Genomic DNA, 17,175 nt, shown 5'->3' with positions numbered 1-17,175 from the left:
CCGCCCCTTTCGCCGGAAACAAGGGGGATGGGCCTAATTTCACGCAGCCGTCACAACGCGTCCTGCGCTGTCATGAAGGTCGAGCAGACGCTCGAACCACGAAGCCAGCAGGCCGTCCTTGCCCAGCACGTCGGCACCATCCGTCACCCGCAGCCACTGCAGCGCGCCGAACAGAATGTAGTCTGCAAAGAGCGGCGCCTCGCCGCCAAGGAAAGGCTGGAATTTCAGCGTGTGCGTAACCGGCTTCAGTTTCTCGGCGAAGGTGTCGATTTCCCTCTGCCGGTCGGCGGCGACCTCTTCCAGCGACCGGCCGAATATGGCCTCGCGGCTGCTGCGGAAATAGGCCTGGTCGGCCGGCCCCAGCGTATCGTGTACGCTCTTGATTGCGATCCTCGCGATTGCGCCGTGTACCACCGTCTGCGAAAAACCCTCGACAAACCGGGAGAGCGCCTTGCCGCCTTCCCCGCCGAACAGGGTCGGACGGTCGGGATAGCGCTCGTCCAGATAGACTGCGATGTCGAAACTGTCACGGATCAATTCGTTTCCGTCCCGCAGGATTGGCACGGTCTTGGAAAACCCGTTCTCCAGGTTGGGGATCTGCGTAAACGGTGTCGGCTGCTCCGTGTATTCGAGCCCCTTGTGCTTGAGCGCCATCACCACTTTCCAAGCATGCGGCGAAAATGGCCGGTGCGCGTCAGCGCCGCAGAGGGAATAGAGAATGCGTGTCATCATGGGCTCCTGATCTGTCACTCACCGCACATGATGGGATGGGAAGCCCCACAAATCCAGTCAGGAAATTTCATGGGTGGTATCAACCCCTGCCCCTCGGGTTGGCCGACAAATCCGGTATGATTACACGTGAACAACCGGAGACGCTTTGAATGCTGCGCCATTTCCAGATGCTTGCCGCTTACAATTTCTGGGCAAACTCACAGGTCTACGATGCCTGTGCGGCGCTGACGGACGCCGAATACCGCGAAGATCGCGGCGCCTTCTTCGGATCAATCCACCGCACGCTCAACCACATTCTCGTTGCCGACCGCATCTGGATGCGCCGCCTGACCGGAGACGGCACGGCGCCGACGGATCTGGGGGCCGTTCTGTTCGAGGATTTCTCTGACCTGCGCACGGCGCGTGACGCAGAAGATGTGCGTATCACCGACTATCTCACGTCGCTGAGCGACGGCGCACTCAGTGCCACGATCACCTATACGCCCGTGACCGTTCCGACGGAGGTCACCGAACCAGTGGCGCCTGTTCTCGCCCATCTCTTCAACCACCAGACCCACCACCGGGGACAGGTGCACGCCATCCTCACCTCGCTCGGCAAGCCCTCTGTAGTGCTCGATATGATCGCCTTCCTACGCGGGCATGGAAAACAGTGGATGCAGGTTTGACGTATTAGGGCTTTAGGACAAACAGGGGTTGTGAACTCAGCCTTAACCGTATTCGCAACGAGACGTCTTCAAACGCCTGACAAAAGCCAACGTTTCAGGCGTTCTTAACCCTCGGTCTCGCGTACTGTTTTCCTGAAACGAGACAGTAACGAGACCCTGAGGAATAGGTGGATCATGTCGGCGGACAATGCACGGGTATCGCGTGACAGGAGCCTGGCTGTCGTGGCGCAGCAGATGGCAAAGCAGGACGTTGCCGGTCTTCCACGCAACTACACGCTGTTCCACGAAGCGCTGTCGGGGTCCGATCCGGCGCTTACCCGCGACGTCGCCACCCTTCCGGCCGGCGCTACCCAGGCCCAGATCGACGAGATCGGCCTGCGCTACCAGCTTCCCGGCTTCGTCGTTCTATCGATCGCCAACCGGGACGAGGAAACGAGACGCGTTCTCGATCTCGTCGGCACGATTGCCCAGGCCACGCTGAAGAAGCAGAATTTCGTACGTGCGCTGGAAACGGCGGCCGAAAGCCTTCGGAGCGGAAGTGCCAGCGGTCTCGCCGACATCCAGGCCGAGCTCGATCATCTTCAGGCGAACCTCAGCGAAACGCTTTCCGCCGAGATCGGTCTCACCAAATCTCTGGAGCTTGCCGCCGACCGGCTGCTGATGTCGAGCAATCTGGCGGAAGCGGCCCGAACCAATTCTCTGTCCGACCGGCTGACCGGGCTTCCCAACCATGTGGCGCTGGCGGAAAAGCTGGACCTCCTCTACGCGCCTTCCGCCGAGCACCGCCCGGCCGCGCTGTTTGTCGTCCGCCTCGTCGATCTCGGCGAGATGGCGCAGACCTATGGCCAGGTGACTGCCGGCCGGATCGTCAAGCGCGCCGCCGCGATTTTCCGCAAGGCGATCAAGAAGAACGACTTTCTGGCCCGGACCGCGACCGACAGCTTTGCGTTTCTGTTCGAGGATGTCGATCGGAGCGGTGCAAAAGCGATCGCCGATCGGCTCGTGGCTTCAATCGCCGACAGCCTCGTGTTTGCAGGTTCCGGTGAAGGGCATTACCCCCACATGCGGCTGTCGATCGGCGTGGCGCTCTCGACCGAGGCATTCTCGCCGCAGCAGATCAAGCTGCATGCGGCAACGGCACTCGAAAGTCTACGTGCCCAGGGTTCAGGCGCCGGAACCGACACCGTGGCGATCTTCGGCGATCCAAGCCGTCGCGTTTCCTGAACGCATCGACCGATCCCCCATACGACAGTGACGCGGCGGCCATCCGGGCGCCGCGTCCTGCATTTCAGCAAAAAGTCGATCGCGTCGGCGTCAGGCGGGAACGAACTGGTTTTCCTGCGTGAAGCGGATTGTCTTTCTCGTCACGCCCTGCGCGAACTGGACCGGAAACGCTGCGGACGAGATGGCCGTATCGATCACCTGCCCCTCGATGAACGAGCCGGCGATGATGAAATAGCTCGGCTTCGGTGTGAACGTGTAGTCGAGGTTTGGCTCGAGCTGCACCGCGACGGCCGGTTTGCCGCCCATCGCAAGACCCACGTTCAGCGACATCCGGACACTGGCCTGCTGCAGAACCGACGGGATCAGGTTGTTCGCCCGCACGAGAAACACACCTGCGGGGCCGCTGGTCGGATTTGTCGGGAACGCCGGAGCACCGTTCGGGAACGCGCCCTGATAGGTTACGGCGACGTTGTTCAGGCCATCGAGAACCACGTCACATTTGCTGGCGGTAGCAAATGCCCGCGGGTTGAGTGTCGAACCCAGTTCCTGGATGTAACCGGCGCTGATCGAGTAGTCGATCGTCCAGCTGAATACCGACGTGCTCGGGTTTTCCGGGCTGCCCGAGGCCGCGTTGCCGATCATCCATGCCAGAGACAACGGGCTCTGCGACGCGCCGACCACGTCCGGTATCGTCTGGAACAACGCATAACTCTGGAACTTCGGGTTCTCGTTCATGACCGTAAGCGTATAGGGCGTTCCCAGATCCTGTTTCTCGAAGATCTCGATCGCTTCCCTTCCCATCATAACACGCATGCTGACCTCTCCTCTTTCACATTCTTGCCGCCGCGACATGCGGGCAGGACCGAGCGGTCCGTTCGGCTACCAACGGCAACTCCTGCCGTGAGCACAACCTAGAATGATTTATCGCTGGAGAATGTCACGCATGTAACAACTTTTGATTGCATTTATTCGTATCACGGCTCAGACGGCAAGCGACACCTCAGCGTCCGAGTGGGTTTATGACATCGAACCTTATCTCCAAGATCAACAACGATATCCGACATTCCGCGTGGTTCGACGATCTCGACGACGACACGTACTCGCGTCTCGTGTCGGGGTCGGCGAGCCGGCTCTATAGGGACGGCCAGACGCTGTTTTTCAGCGGTCAGGCCTGCGACGCGCTGTCGATCATCGTGTCCGGTTGCGTGCACCTCTATTTCATCTCGGAGGATGGGCATGAGGTGATCTTCGCCGAGCTCGGCGCCGGCGACGTTCTGGGAGATGTCGAACTCACCCTCGGCTGCACCCACTTCGCGAACGCGGTCGCGGCCGGTGAGACCCGCGTGATGGTGGTCCGTCGCAGCGCATTCAGTGAGATCACCCGCATGCCCCAGATGTCGGCTTTTCTGATGAAGACATTCGCACGCAAGCTCAGAAAGACGATGGCCTTTGCCGAAGGCATGGCACTGCATACGCTGCAGACCAGGCTTGCGCGTCTTCTCGTCGATCTCGCCCGCCTGCACGGCCGCAGCACACCGGAGGGGCTGCTGATCGACAGAGCGATATCGCAGGAGAGAATGGGGCAACTGATCAATGCCAGCCGCCCACGAGTGAACGCGCAGCTTCAGGCTTGGAAGGGCGACGGCGTGCTCGGCATGCGGCGCGGCCGCCTGATCATCCTCGACTACCGATCGCTGAAGATCATGTCGCGCGAGGGGGCGACCGACAATTGACAGGGTGGTCCAAGCCGCGACGCCTAGCGCGACGGATTTTGAGTTCCGTCGCGCAGGTCGCCTGCCCTTTTGCGATCGCTACTTGCAGCCACCCTTGACGTACTCGATCATTTCCTCGGTCTCATGCGTGAAATGCGGCCCCTTGACGTTACTAGGGCTGCCATTCGACACGACGCTGAAGATTTCGAATGCCTTATTCTCAGCCGGCAGGAACCACGCTCCGCCACTGGCACCGCCGCCGTACATCGGATGCGGCTTTGCCTCGTAAGCCGTCGCATCGCTGACGCTGATCGACGGGTCCTCCATGAACATGTACTCGCCACCATCCAGCCGTCCGGGATATCCCATCAGGGTGAGTTCGGTTTCCTCAGGCACCTTAGCGAGACGCAGCTGGAATTTTCCAGACGTCGATGCCTTGGTACTGCGCATGACCGCGTAATCGACTGCGGCCGCGGCAAGGCCCGGGACTTGCGGTATCTTCGTCCACGCCGTCAGGACGGACGCCATTTCGATAGGATAAGCCTCGCCCGGCGCTCCGTCATAACCCGGATAGAACACCACGTTGCTGGCCTGGTCTCCATTCAGCCACATGGCGTGTGCCGCCCCGATAATGATCCTGTCGTCGGAGACGAACTGGGCGCTGGCCGCTTGATCGATTCCGCCCAGGCTAAAGAACAGCTTGCCACCGAACTTGAACGGAGCCTCTTTGATCGGTGCCAGCTTGACCTCGGTCCCTTCGAGGGAATGTACGTCGCCACCTGGCATGCCGCTCTCCGGCAGTAGGCCGGGAGCGGGGATTGCATTGCGACGGCGCTCGTCCGTCCAGTAGTCTGCGGTAAAGGCCGCCTGCGCCGCGGTCGGCGCCCAGCAGGTGAACCGGTCATCGGCGAATGCGCCTGTCGGTGCAAAGGAAACCGACACCAAAAGTGTCAGGCATGACGCTTTTCAAAACTTCATCTCTCAACCCTCCTTGTTCGAACATCCGTCAGGGATGCTTCGGCCGAGTGGCCAGGGACGAACCTAGATGGGCGAGGTCTGGAGGGCTGTTCCCGGAGGAACAGGGGGAGATCCTTGAGAGATTGTCCCTTCGCAGCGCACAATGCCCGCAAATCGCGACGGCCGCCGTCTTGCCTTCACGCCCGGTTTCGGCCAAAACCGCGGCCATGATTACCATTACCGACCTTTCCGCCCGTATTGCCGGGCGCCTTCTCCTCGACCATGCCAGCGTGACGCTGCCCGCCGGCACCAAAGCCGGGCTTGTGGGCCGCAACGGTGCGGGCAAATCGACGCTGTTCAAGCTGATTACCGGCGAGCTCAGCTCGGAGACCGGCTCGGTCTCCTATCCGAAGAGCGCCAAGCTCGGACAGGTGGCTCAGGAAGCGCCCGGCACCGAGGATTCGCTGCTGGAAATCGTGCTCGCCGCCGACAAGGAACGGGCAGCGCTGATGGCCGAGTCGGAAACGGCCACCGATCCGGACAGAATTGCCGACATCCAGATGCGCCTCGTCGACATCGACGCCCATTCGGCGGAAGCGCGCGCCGCCAGCATTCTCGCGGGCCTCGGCTTTTCGCAGGAAGCCCAGCTTCGGCCTGCCTCGTCATTTTCCGGCGGCTGGCGCATGCGTGTGGCGCTTGCTTCGGTTCTGTTTGCCGAGCCGGACCTGCTTTTGCTCGACGAGCCGACCAACTATCTCGATCTTGAAGGCACGCTCTGGCTGGAAGATTACGTGCGCCGCTATCCGCACACGGTGATCGTCATCAGCCATGACCGCGACATGCTCAACAATGCGGTCACGTCGATTGTCCATCTCGACCAGAAGAAGCTCACCTTCTATCGCGGCGGCTATGACCAGTTCGAACGCCAGAAGGCGGAAAACGACGAGCTGCAGACCAAGGCCAAGGTGAAGAACGATGCGGCCCGCAAGCATTTGCAGACCTTCATCGACCGCTTCAAGGCCAAGGCCTCCAAGGCCAAGCAGGCGCAGAGCCGCGTCAAGGCGCTGGAGCGGATGGGAACGGTCGCCTCTGTTATCGAGGATCATGTCCAGCCGATCACCTTCCCCGAGCCCGAAAAGCAACCCGCCTCGCCGATCATCTCGGTGCAGAACGGTGCCGTCGGGTACGAGCCGGGCAAGCCGATCCTCAAGAACATCACGCTCCGGATCGACCATGACGACCGCATCGCCCTCCTCGGCTCGAACGGCAACGGCAAGTCGACCTTCGCCAAGTTCATCGCCGGCCGGCTTGCCGCCGAAAGCGGCGAACTGAAGCTCGCGCCAAGCCTGAAGATCGGCTTCTTCGCACAGCACCAGCTCGACGACCTCGTCCCGGGTGATTCTCCCGTGGAGCACGTGCGCCGCCTGATGCCATCAGTCCCGGAAGGCAAGGTACGCGCCCGCGTCGCCCAGATGGGGCTTGCGACGGAAAAGATGTCGACGCCTGCCAAGGATCTGTCGGGCGGCGAAAAGGCTCGCCTGCTGATGGGTCTCGCCGCCTTCCACGCGCCGAACCTTCTCATCCTCGACGAGCCGACCAACCATCTGGACATTGACAGCCGAAGGGCCCTGATCGAGGCGCTCAACGACTATCAGGGTGCCGTCATCCTGATCTCCCATGACCGGCATCTGATCGAGGCGACGGTCGACCGTCTCTGGCTCGTCAACAACGGCACGGTGCAAACCTTCGAGGGAGATCTCGAAGAATACCGCGACCTGATTGTCAGTTCCGGTAAAAAAAAAGAAGAAAAACCGCAGCTGATTGACGATGCGGCATCGAAGGTCGAACAGCGCAAGGCGAGCGCGGAAAGGCGTGCCTCGCTCGCCCCCTTGCGCAAAAAGATCAACGATGCCGAGGCCTTGACGGCCAAGCTTGAGAAGCTGATTCAGGCGCTTGATAAAGAGCTTGCAGACCCGGCGCTCTATGAAAAGACGCCGGCAAAGGCTGCAAGCAAGGCCAAGGAACGGGGCGAGGCCGCGGCCAAGCTCTCGGCCGCCGAAGAGCAATGGCTGATGCTGTCTTCCGAATACGAAGAGGCGATGGCCGGCTGAGTTTCGTAATCCGGTTGCCCCTACCCCGCTGCATGCCTAGCTAAGTGGCTGCAGACACAGGAGGCCTTCGATGGATCTTTATCTCGAAACCGACGACGACGCCCGCACGCTCGCGTTTATCGCCGAGCAGAACGCAATCTCGGCCGAGGCGCTCGAAACACCCCAATTCGAAGCGGACCGCGACACGCTGAAGGCGATGTTTGAGCGCGAGGACCGGCTGATCGTGCCGGCGCGGCGCGGACGCTGGCAGTTCGACTTTCATCGCACCAAGGACAATCCCCTCGGTCTCTGGCGCCGACTACCGGCAGCAGACGAGCCGCGCCACGACGCGGCCTGGGAAACCATTTTCGATTTCGACGCCTTTTGCGTTACTGAAGGCAAGCGCTGGATCTATAGTGGCGCCGTCACCTCCCCTTACGAGCCGACCCGCGTTCTCGTCATCCTGTCCGACGGCGGATCCGACCAGATGCGATTGCTGGAGTTCGACACGGAGGCGAAGGCGGTCGTCGAGGGCGGTTTCGACACGCCGGTGGCGCGAGCCCATGCAAGCTGGATCGGCCCGGACGAGATTGCCTATTTCGGGTCGATCGACGAATTCTCCGCCACCCGCTCTGGCTGGCCCCGCGTCGGCCGCCGGCTGAAGCGCGGCATGGATCCGAAAGATGCACCGATCCTGTTCGAGGCAGGCCCGGACGACGTTCAGGCGACCGGCGGGATCATCGATCCACTGTTCTGGAACGGCGGACCGGACGAGAAGCCGATCGAGTTCTTTACCGTCATCCACGAGATCGACCGGATGAGCGTCCATGTCCGCGATAGACAAGGTGCGCTCCGGCGTCTCGATCTGCCCGACAGGATCGATGTCACCGCCAACCATCGCCATCTGCTCTGGCGCGCCAAGAGTGACGAGCGCTATCCGACCGGCAGCCTGATCCTGCAGGAATTCATCACGTTTTCGGATGAACCTCTGGGCGCGGCCCGTGTCGTCTTCGCTCCAGAACACGGCCAGACCGTCACCCAGTTCTCGCTGTTCAAGACCTGGGGCGCGATCATCGTCAGCGACGTGATGGTGCCGCGGTTATTCCTGATTGACCTCACGAAACCGGATGCGCAGCCGCAGGAACTGCAGCTGCCGTCCACTCTGCAGACCGTCGGATTCCGCACGCTCGATGCCGACCTCACGCGCGGCGAGGAAATCCTGACCGTCATCGGCCAGGGCTTCCTGCAGCCTTACGGGACATGGCGTCTCGACCTGACGGATCGCTCGCATGCACCCGAACTGGTTCCAACCGGCGTCTCACCCGCCTATTTCGATGCGCAGGGAATGCAGTCCGAGCTTCTGCAGGCCACGTCCGAAGACGGGACGAAAATTCCCTATCACATCGTCTATCCGAAAACGTGGGACCGGGGCGAATTGCCGGTCCTGATGTATGGCTATGGCGGCTTCGGCTGGCCGCTTGCTCCCTACTACTCCGGCAATACCGGCGTCTGGCTCGAGCAAGGCGGCGCCTATGTGCAGGCCTATATCCGCGGCGGCGCGGAGTTCGGTCCGGACTGGCACACGGTCGCCAAGGGCAAGGGCCGTCACAAGGCGTTCGAGGATTTCGTCGCAGTCTCCCGCGATCTTGTCGCACGTGGCATCACAAAACCGTCGCGCATCGCCTGCCATGGCGGCAGCAATGGCGGTCTTCTGACCGCGGTCATGGCAACCCGTTACCCGGAAGACTTCGGCGCGATCTGGACCTCGGTCCCCGTCATCGACATGTCGCGTTTCCACGTCTTCCCAGCCGGCAAGGCCTGGATGGACGAATACGGCAACCCTGACGTCGCGGAAGAGCTTGCCGCGATGCTGACCTATTCGCCGCTCCACAATATCGACCCCGCGGCTGAGGTGACCTATCCGCCGATCTACATCGAAAGCTCGACCAACGACGACCGCGTGCATCCATCGCATGCCCGCCGTTTCGCCAAGCGGCTGATCGATGCCGGGCATAGGCCTCTGTTTCACGAATACGGCTCCGGCGGTCACGGCGGCGCCGGCGATACGCTTGAACAGGCCGCGCGATTGGCGATGGGCTACAGTTTCCTGCGCGAAACGATCATGAAAGCGTGAGCGGTAGCCATCGGTTGTGCCAAATCCGCGGATACACTATCGTTCGTTCGCAACCCCGTGAGGCATGACCATGACGCTTCATATCACCGACCCGGTTCTCGATGCGCTTGCCGAACGGGCGCAGAAAATTCTGAATGCTCCGAGCAAGGAGGATGCGGTCCGGCAGGCGCTGATTCGCGTGGTGGGAACGCCTTCAGGAGAGACAACTGCCGTGCCGGACGAGAATACGCGTCGGGAAAGACTTGAGGCCATTCGCAAACGCTATCTGGCAATGGGTAAGCCCAATCCTGATTTCGACGAAAAGAAATTCCTCGATGACATGTGGGAGAGCTGATGTTTCTGGAAACATCAGCTCTGGTTGAATATTTCATCGGCGGCCCCGATTACGAGCGCGTTGCAAGAGCCTTGGATCGGAGGGAAACGCCCTTCTGTACGTCGCCAACGGTGCTTTTTGAGGCCGCTACCGTGCTTGCCAGCAAGAGGAGCATCCCGGTTCAGGATGCCGCTGCGCTCGTGCACGATCTTCTTGCAGAACTGAATGTCGAGGTTCTGTCTGCCACGAGAGACGCCGCTTCGATCGCCATCGACGCCTTCGCCCGCTACGGCAAGGGCCGCCATCCGGCAAAGCTTAATTTCGGGGATTGCTTTTCCTATGCCGGTGCGCGCCAGTCCGGACTGCCGCTTCTCTACGTCGGCGGAGATTTTGCGCGGACCGACCTTGCCTGATCAGGCCTTCTTCACCCAACGTCCCTCGGGTGATTGCTGCCAGTAGGTCAGCGCATGTCCATCGCCCTTCAGCTTCTTCCACTGAGCGCGCGCGCCTTCCAGCTGGAGCTGGTCGTAGCCGTCGAACATGAAGACGACGCGCTCATAGGGGTCGAGCGGCGGCGGCTCGGCGCCGTCGACGACGAAGCGCACGGTTGCGGAATTCTGGTTCTCCGGGGTCGCCGTCAGCAGGACCGGTTGCTCCTGCGGCATCGGCGCTGCATCGGTGCCATGCGGCAGAAAACTGTCATCGCGAAACGTCCACAAATGTGCGTCGAGAAAATCCCGACGCACATCTTCGGCTGTCTGAACGACCACCTTCCAGCCGCGCTCGACGCTCTTTTCGAGAAGCGCCGGCAGCGCATCTTCGAGCTTCGATTCGGTCAGGTGATAGAACAGTACTTCGGTCATCAGTTCTCGTAGTTCCTGCGGACAAGTTCGTCCAGCAGGCGTACGCCGTAACCGGATGCCCAGGACTGGTTGATCTCGTTCTGCGGCGAATTGAGCGCCGTTGCCGCGATGTCGAGATGCGCCCAGGGCGTATCGCCGACGAAACGCTTGAGGAACTGCGCCGCGGTGATCGAGCCGGCCTGCCTGCCGCCGCTGTTCTTCATGTCGGCAAAGCGGCTGTCGATCATCTTGTCGTAGTCCTTGGAGAGCGGCATGCGCCAGAGCTTTTCGCCGCTTGTCTCGCCCGCCTGTGTCAGTTCGTCCGCCAGCGCGTCATCGTTGGAAAACAGTCCGGCATGGAGGTTGCCGAGTGCGACGACGATGGCGCCGGTCAGCGTCGCGAGATCGATCATGAAGCGCGGCTTGAAGCGCTCCTTGCAGTACCAGAGCGCATCGCCCAGCACGAGACGGCCTTCCGCATCGGTATTGACGATCTCGATCGTCTGGCCGGACATCGAGGTGACGATATCGCCGGGTCTCTGGGCGTTGCCGTCAGGCATGTTTTCGACCAGGCCGATAATGCCGATCACGTTCGCCTTGGCCTTGCGAGCGGCGAGCGTGTGCATCAGGCCGGTCACGGCGGCAGCTCCGCCCATGTCGCCCTTCATGTCTTCCATGCCGAGGCTCGGCTTGATCGAAATGCCGCCGGTATCGAAAACGACACCCTTGCCGACAAAGGCGACCGGCTGATCTCCCGGCGTGCCGCCGTTCCAGGTCATGACCGCCAGCCGCGGTGGCCGGGAAGAGCCCTGGGCGACGCCGAGCAGAGCGCCCATGCCGAGTTCCGTCATCTCTGTCTCGGTCAGGATCTCCACGTCAACGCCAAGCGATTCCAGATCCTTCGCCTTCTGCGCAAACTCGATCGGGCCAAGCACGTTGGGCGGCAGATTGACCAGGTCGCGGGCAAGAATCACACCCTCGGCAATGGCCTTCGCCGAGACGAATTGCTCAGTCGCCGCATCCGCTTTTGCGGTGACGATGGTGACGGTCACCGTCTTCGGCGACTTGTCCTCGTCGTCGTCCTTCTTCTTCGTCTTGTAGGTATCGAACTTGTAGGCGCGCAGCAGCATGCCGGTCGCGAAATCCGCAGCTTCGGCCGCGCCGACGTCGGCACCGGGTGCATCGAGGAACACCGTCACCTTCTCCATCGTCTTGACCGCAGCGGCCGCGACGCCACCCGCCTTCAGCCAGTCGTAGGCTGTCAGCTTGTCGGCCTTGCCGAGACCCAGCACGATAAGCCGATCGGCCTTCGATCCGGCCGGGGCCAGAATATCCAGCGTCGACAACGCCTTGCCTTTGAACTTGGCGATGCCCGCCGCCCTTACCGCAACAGCCTGCGGATCGACTTCGGCGACACCGGCGGCTACGGCATCTCCCGAAAGCTTGAGCTGAATCGCAAGTCCTCCATCGATGACGGCGGAGGCGGAAAAGGCGATATCGAATTTCATGGACATTACAGCTCCAGGCATTGTGGTGCGGAAGAAAGGCCCGATCTTCACCCTTTCGGTCGCGAACGCAAGCGCGCAGGATCGAACTTCGTGCCTTCCTAAAGCCCGTATTGATGTCCAATCCACTGTTTCCAAATGTCACAACGCCGAAGAAAACCGGGGTTGCCAACATTTTGTGACAGGGGCCCTGTCGCAATGCCGTTCCCAATCGCTTAGATAGGCGCGGCTACCATCGATCGAATGCGGGACGAAAGCCCCTTGGGACCTGAGGCATAATGCGGGAATGAAGCTTCTCGAACTCTACATATTGCGCCGAATCCTGCAGATGTTCCTGGTGGCACTCGTTCCGGTGCTCACGATCATCTGGACGATTCAGGTGCTAGGCCGCATCAACCTGGTCACCGACACCGGCCAGTCGATGGGCTCGTTCATGCAGCTCGCAAGCTATATCCTGCCGACCATCATTCCGGTTGTCCTGCCCTTCGCCTTTGTCATCGGCATCACCCAGACGCTGACGGCGATGAACAATGATTCGGAACTGCCTGTGATCGACGCGGCCGGTGCGGCCCGCAGCATCATCTACAAGCCGGTGATCCTGCTCGCGGTCGCGCTCAGCCTCGTCTCCTTCACCATCACCAATTTCATCGAACCCAAATCACGGCTCGGCGCGCGCGAAATGGTCGCAGCTGCCTATGCTGACCTTCTATCTTCCGTGATCGAGGAAAAGACCTTTCGCAGCATCGAGGACGGGCTTTACGTCCAGATCTCCGAGCGCCATTCAGGCCGGGTGCTGAAAGGCCTTTTCATCGTCGATTACCGCGATCCGAATTTCGGCCTGATCTATTATGCCCGCGAAGGATCGGTCGATCCTGGCGGCACATCGCTTACCATGCGCGATGGCGAAGTGCATCGCAAAGGCCCGGACGGCCGGATCTCGATCGTCAAGTTCGCGTCCTATGCGTTCGATCTGTCAGCGATGACCCAATCGGATGAGGGCGGCCTGCCGCTTTACTCTGGTGACCGGCCGCTGAGCTTCCTGCTCAACCCCGACAAGACCGATCCCGCCTATCAGAAAAAGCCCGAGAGCTTCCGCAGCGAACTGCATCGTCGCCTGTCCGACTGGCTGTTCCCGATCACCTTCGCGCTGGTGTCTCTGCTTGTCGCCGGCAACACGCGGTCGCACCGGTCGGCACGGCTGCATCCGATGATCTATGTGCTGCTTTTCGCCTTCCTGCTGCGCTGGCTGGGCTTCTCGGCCACCAATCTGACGGAACGCAACGCGGCCTACGTGCCGCTGGTCTACGCGATTCCGCTGGTGACCTGCCTGGTGACGGGCTTCATGCTGGCCACCAACCGGCAGATCCAGATGCCTCGCCTGTTCAGCCGCAGCATCACGAAAGCGACAACCGTCGTGCAGAAGCGCTTGTCGCCGACGGGACGCGGAACCACGGGAGAAGTGAAATGATCTTCTCCACTCTCGGCCGCTATTTCTTCAAGCGCTATATCAGCACCGCATTCTGGTTCCTGCTCGGTGTCAGCGCCATTATCTTTCTCGCCGATTTCAGCGAAACGAGCCGTCGCCTCTCGGGCCTCAACGGCTACAGCCTCTACGGCGCGCTGGCGATGACGGCGTTGCGCGTGCCGCAGATCCTGCAGCAGGCCATCCCGACGCTGAGCCTGTTTATCGGCATGACGGTGCTGATCGCGCTTAACCGTCGCTACGAACTGGTCGTCACCCGTGCAGCCGGAATTTCCGTCTGGCAGTTCGTCGCACCTTTCATTGTCGGATCGTTTCTGCTCGGTCTCTTCACGCTGTTCGTCGTCAACCCGATCGGCGCCTGGGGCCAGCGCGAATCAATCTCGCTCGAGACCACGTGGCGGCAGGCCAGCAACAAGTCCAAGTCGTCCAAGTTCGTGCCGTGGATCCGCCAGCTGTCCGGCGACGAAGACGTGATCATCGGCGCCAAGACCTATCGCGAGAGCGGTACCGAGCTCCTCGACGTGGTGGTTTTCCACTTCGACAAGGACGACGTCATCACCATGCGGCAGGACGCCAAGACCGCTAAGTTGGAAGATGGTTACTGGCTTCTTAACGACGTTCTGGAGAATCGGCCGGGCGAAATTCCGACCCGTCTCGAGACGGCACAGGTCAAAACCAATTTGAGACGCGAGTATCTTCAGGAGAGCCTTGCTCAGCCGGAAACCGTTGCGTTTCTTGGTCTTTCCCGAAAGATCGAGATAGGCAAATCCTTTGGAATCTCGACAAAGGCGCTGGAAACCCAGTTTCACTCCCTGCTTTCACTGCCGCTGCTGCTCGTCGCCATGACGATGATTGCGGCAACAGTGTCGTTAAAATTCAGTCGCTTCGCACAGTCCAGGTCGATGATTCTGGGTGGAATAGTTTCGGGCTTCGTGCTTTATGTCGTCTCGGTGCTTGTGAAGGCATTCGGGAGCAGCGGGGCGATTCCTCCTTTCGTGGCGGTCTGGATTCCAGTCGTCGTCGCGACTGCCCTGGGCGCTACGATCTTGCTTCATCAGGAGGATGGCTAGTGGCGGTAAGTAACCGCGGAAATATCAGTCGGCTCGCCGCCGCCCTGCTGACCGGTGTGTCTGTATGTGTCTCTGGCGTCGCTGCATTGACGGGCGGCGCGTCTGCGCAGGGCCTCGTGCCGGCTGCTGAAGACGGTGCGAAGATGCTTCTGCGCGCCAACGAACTGACCTACAATCAGGACAACAAGCGCGTCACCGCGACCGGTGGCGTCCAGATCTATTACAACCGTTACCGCATGGTCGCGCAGCGCGTTGAATATGATCAGAACACCGGCCGCGTCATGGCGACCGGCAATATCGAGTTCATTGAACCGTCGGGCAGCCGCGTCTACGCGGAAGAGCTCGACGTGACCGACGATTTCGGCCAGGGCTTCATCAATGCCCTGCGCGTGGAAACCACTGACAATACCCGCCTTGCGGCTGAAAGCGCCGAGCGCCAGACCGGCGATATCATGGTGCTCAACAACACCGTGTACACCGCCTGCCTTCCATGCGCCGCCACACCCGGCAAGGCGCCTCTTTGGCAAGTCAAGGCGCAGCGCGTCATTCGCAACGGACAGAAGCATACGATTCGCCTCGAGAATGCACAGTTCGAGTTGTTCGGCTTTTCGCTTGGAAAACTGCCCTTCCCGATCGAGGTTCCCGACGAGACTGTCGAGCGCAAGTCCGGCGTGCTGTTTCCGAAGTTCATCGTCAGCGACAACCTCGGGTTCGGCGTCACCGTCCCCTATTACCATGTCTTCTCGCCAAGCATGGATGCGACGATCAGCCCGACCTACTATTCGAGCCAGGGACTTCTGGTCGAAGGCGAAGTGCGCAACCGGTTCGACAACGGCGACCACACGTTCCGTTTTGCCGGCATCGATCAGCGCGATCCCGGCTCGTTCGACGCTGGCACAAGCGACCGCGAGCAGAACAGCCGCTTCATGGCCGCATCCAAGGGCGAGTTCCAGATCAACCCGCGCTGGGCCTTCGGCTGGAACGTCATGGCCCAGACGGACGCGAACTTCTCGCGGACCTACAGCCTGACCGATGTCAGCCAGGATACGTTCACCAACGACGTCTACCTGACCGGCCTTGGCAAGCGTAACTATTTCGACCTGCACGCCTACTATTTCGACGTCCAGGACAATGGCACGTCGAACACGCTCGAGCGCCAGCAGGCGATCGCCTATCCGTCGTTGGACTACCAGTATATCGCGCCCGAATCGGTGTACGGCGGTGAGCTTTCGTTCAACGCCAACCTGACCAACCTGTCGCGTCGCGAAGAGGATTCCTACTTCGAGGGCACCACATACCGCTTCCCTGGTCTCGAAGGCGATTACGCCCGCGTGACGACCGAAGCCGAATGGAAGCGCACCTACACGACATCGGGCGGCCTGCTGCTGACGCCGCTGTTTGCAGCACGCGCCGATGGCATCCGCCACGATGTGTCCAATCCGAACTTTGCCTATGACGGCAATCTGGAGCCGAACGGTACGAACGGCCGATACATGCTGACGGCTGGCCTCGAGGCCCGCTATCCGTTCCTGATCACCAGCGAAAACAGCAGCCACATCATCGAGCCGATCGCGCAGATCTATGCGCGTCCGGACGAACAGATGTCCGGCGGCCTGCCGAACGAGGATGCGCAGAGCTTCGTGTTCGATGCCACTTCGCTGTTCGAACGGGACAAGTTCTCCGGCTACGACCGTGTCGAAGGCGGCACCCGTGCCAATGTTGGCTTCCGCTATACCGGCTCGTTCAACAACGGCATCGGCGTGCGCGGCATCTTCGGCCAGTCCTACCAGATTGCCGGCGAGAATTCCTTTGCCAGCGACGATCTTGTTCAGGCCGGGGCCAATTCGGGCCTCGAAACATCGCGATCCGATTACGTCGCCATGGCGGCGATCGACCTGCCGCAGGGCTTCTCGCTTTCCAACAACGTGCGGCTCGATGAAAAGTCGCTCGATATCCGTCGCACCGATACAGCGTTCAGCTATTCCACACCGCGGGTCAGCGGCAAGCTGATCTACACTAAGGTCGATGCGCAGGACGAGTACGGCGACAGCGACGCGACGGACGTGCTGAAGAACAGCATGTCGCTCCGGGTCAACGAAAACTGGTCGCTGGCCGGTTCCGCCACGTGGGACCTGACAGACAGTTCGCTCATCCGGCGCGGCGTCGGTATCAGCTACGCCGACGAGTGCACGATCTTCACGCTTGCCTATACCGACAAGCCTTCGGAAGCCGATGCGAACGACTGGACGATCAGTGCGCGCCTGAGTTTCCGCACGCTTGGCGACGTCAATATCGGCACGACCAAGGATTACGATCAAACCTTCCGTTACTGAGATCGGTAACGGAAGAATCGTCATGGTTTTGCCGCAACGATTGTGCAATCGGACGCCAATCGGCTAGTATGGCGGCCGAAAGCGCGCAAAGTCGCGCGACAAGTGCCGGGCGGAA

General features: G+C 60.9%; 15 protein-coding genes. 10 read left to right on the top strand and 5 right to left on the bottom strand.

Annotation, left to right across the window (positions count from 1 at the left end; genetic code table 11):
• Window positions 1-39: 39 nt before the first annotated feature.
• Window positions 40-729 (bottom strand): glutathione S-transferase family protein, encoded by a 690-nt coding sequence (locus ACQY1P_RS10745; protein WP_062454742.1) that lies wholly within the window; start codon window positions 727-729, stop codon window positions 40-42.
• A gap of 152 nt (window positions 730-881) precedes the next feature.
• Between ACQY1P_RS10745 and ACQY1P_RS10740 the strand changes: the two genes are divergently transcribed.
• On the top strand, window positions 882-1,397 hold the full coding sequence (locus tag ACQY1P_RS10740; protein WP_430256378.1) for a DinB family protein: 516 nt from the start codon (window positions 882-884) through the stop codon (window positions 1,395-1,397).
• 174 nt (window positions 1,398-1,571) lie between these two features.
• On the top strand, window positions 1,572-2,621 hold the full coding sequence (locus ACQY1P_RS10735) for a GGDEF domain-containing protein (RefSeq protein ID WP_430256377.1): 1,050 nt from the start codon (window positions 1,572-1,574) through the stop codon (window positions 2,619-2,621).
• A gap of 90 nt (window positions 2,622-2,711) precedes the next feature.
• On the opposite strand, the gene ACQY1P_RS10730 is transcribed toward ACQY1P_RS10735, so the two are convergent.
• The gene (locus ACQY1P_RS10730) at window positions 2,712-3,434 is read right to left on the bottom strand and encodes a hypothetical protein (protein WP_113111083.1); all 723 of its coding nucleotides are present in this window, start codon (window positions 3,432-3,434) and stop codon (window positions 2,712-2,714) included.
• A gap of 206 nt (window positions 3,435-3,640) precedes the next feature.
• Between ACQY1P_RS10730 and ACQY1P_RS10725 the strand changes: the two genes are divergently transcribed.
• Complete coding sequence (locus tag ACQY1P_RS10725) at window positions 3,641-4,354, top strand: Crp/Fnr family transcriptional regulator (protein WP_113111084.1); 714 nt, start codon at window positions 3,641-3,643, stop codon at window positions 4,352-4,354.
• Between the two features lie 78 nt (window positions 4,355-4,432).
• On the opposite strand, the gene ACQY1P_RS10720 is transcribed toward ACQY1P_RS10725, so the two are convergent.
• The gene (locus ACQY1P_RS10720; protein ID WP_430256376.1) at window positions 4,433-5,275 is read right to left on the bottom strand and encodes a trypsin-like serine peptidase; all 843 of its coding nucleotides are present in this window, start codon (window positions 5,273-5,275) and stop codon (window positions 4,433-4,435) included.
• A 242-nt stretch (window positions 5,276-5,517) separates the two neighbouring features.
• Between ACQY1P_RS10720 and ACQY1P_RS10715 the strand changes: the two genes are divergently transcribed.
• From ACQY1P_RS10715 to ACQY1P_RS10700, 4 genes are all read left to right on the top strand, one after another.
• The gene (locus ACQY1P_RS10715; RefSeq protein ID WP_325261188.1) at window positions 5,518-7,401 is read left to right on the top strand and encodes an ABC-F family ATP-binding cassette domain-containing protein; all 1,884 of its coding nucleotides are present in this window, start codon (window positions 5,518-5,520) and stop codon (window positions 7,399-7,401) included.
• 70 nt (window positions 7,402-7,471) lie between these two features.
• Window positions 7,472-9,514 (top strand): prolyl oligopeptidase family serine peptidase, encoded by a 2,043-nt coding sequence (locus tag ACQY1P_RS10710; protein ID WP_430256375.1) that lies wholly within the window; start codon window positions 7,472-7,474, stop codon window positions 9,512-9,514.
• A 70-nt stretch (window positions 9,515-9,584) separates the two neighbouring features.
• A complete protein-coding gene (locus tag ACQY1P_RS10705) occupies window positions 9,585-9,848 on the top strand; it encodes a type II toxin-antitoxin system VapB family antitoxin (protein WP_092661886.1) in 264 nt (87 codons plus the stop codon).
• Window positions 9,848-10,240: a type II toxin-antitoxin system VapC family toxin gene (locus ACQY1P_RS10700; protein WP_325261190.1), complete on the top strand. Its 393-nt coding sequence runs from the start codon at window positions 9,848-9,850 to the stop codon at window positions 10,238-10,240. Before ACQY1P_RS10705 ends, ACQY1P_RS10700 begins: the two co-directional genes overlap by 1 nt.
• Here ACQY1P_RS10700 and ACQY1P_RS10695 read toward each other — a convergent pair whose 3' ends face one another.
• The gene (locus tag ACQY1P_RS10695) at window positions 10,241-10,690 is read right to left on the bottom strand and encodes a DNA polymerase III subunit chi (protein ID WP_092661882.1); all 450 of its coding nucleotides are present in this window, start codon (window positions 10,688-10,690) and stop codon (window positions 10,241-10,243) included.
• A complete protein-coding gene (locus tag ACQY1P_RS10690) occupies window positions 10,690-12,183 on the bottom strand; it encodes a leucyl aminopeptidase (protein ID WP_325261193.1) in 1,494 nt (497 codons plus the stop codon). Before ACQY1P_RS10690 ends, ACQY1P_RS10695 begins: the two co-directional genes overlap by 1 nt.
• 277 nt (window positions 12,184-12,460) lie before the next feature.
• On the opposite strand from ACQY1P_RS10690, the gene ACQY1P_RS10685 reads away from it, so the two are divergent.
• From ACQY1P_RS10685 to ACQY1P_RS10675, 3 genes are read left to right on the top strand one after another with little or no spacing between them, the layout of a single operon-like run.
• Window positions 12,461-13,642, top strand: coding sequence for an LptF/LptG family permease (locus ACQY1P_RS10685; RefSeq protein ID WP_062453329.1), 1,182 nt, complete (start codon window positions 12,461-12,463; stop codon window positions 13,640-13,642).
• Window positions 13,639-14,727 (top strand): LPS export ABC transporter permease LptG, encoded by a 1,089-nt coding sequence (gene lptG / locus ACQY1P_RS10680; RefSeq protein ID WP_062453330.1) that lies wholly within the window; start codon window positions 13,639-13,641, stop codon window positions 14,725-14,727. Before ACQY1P_RS10685 ends, lptG begins: the two co-directional genes overlap by 4 nt.
• Window positions 14,727-17,060 carry an LPS-assembly protein LptD gene (locus ACQY1P_RS10675; protein WP_430256374.1) on the top strand — a complete coding sequence of 778 codons (2,334 nt, stop codon included), beginning with the start codon at window positions 14,727-14,729 and terminating at the stop codon, window positions 17,058-17,060. Before lptG ends, ACQY1P_RS10675 begins: the two co-directional genes overlap by 1 nt.
• Window positions 17,061-17,175: the final 115 nt, after the last annotated feature.

It is taken from the genome of Neorhizobium sp. DAR64872/K0K18 (assembly GCF_050500175.1).
GTDB classification, from domain to species: Bacteria; Pseudomonadota; Alphaproteobacteria; order Rhizobiales; family Rhizobiaceae; genus Neorhizobium; species Neorhizobium soli.
This window is presented reverse-complemented; position numbering and strand designations above follow the sequence as displayed.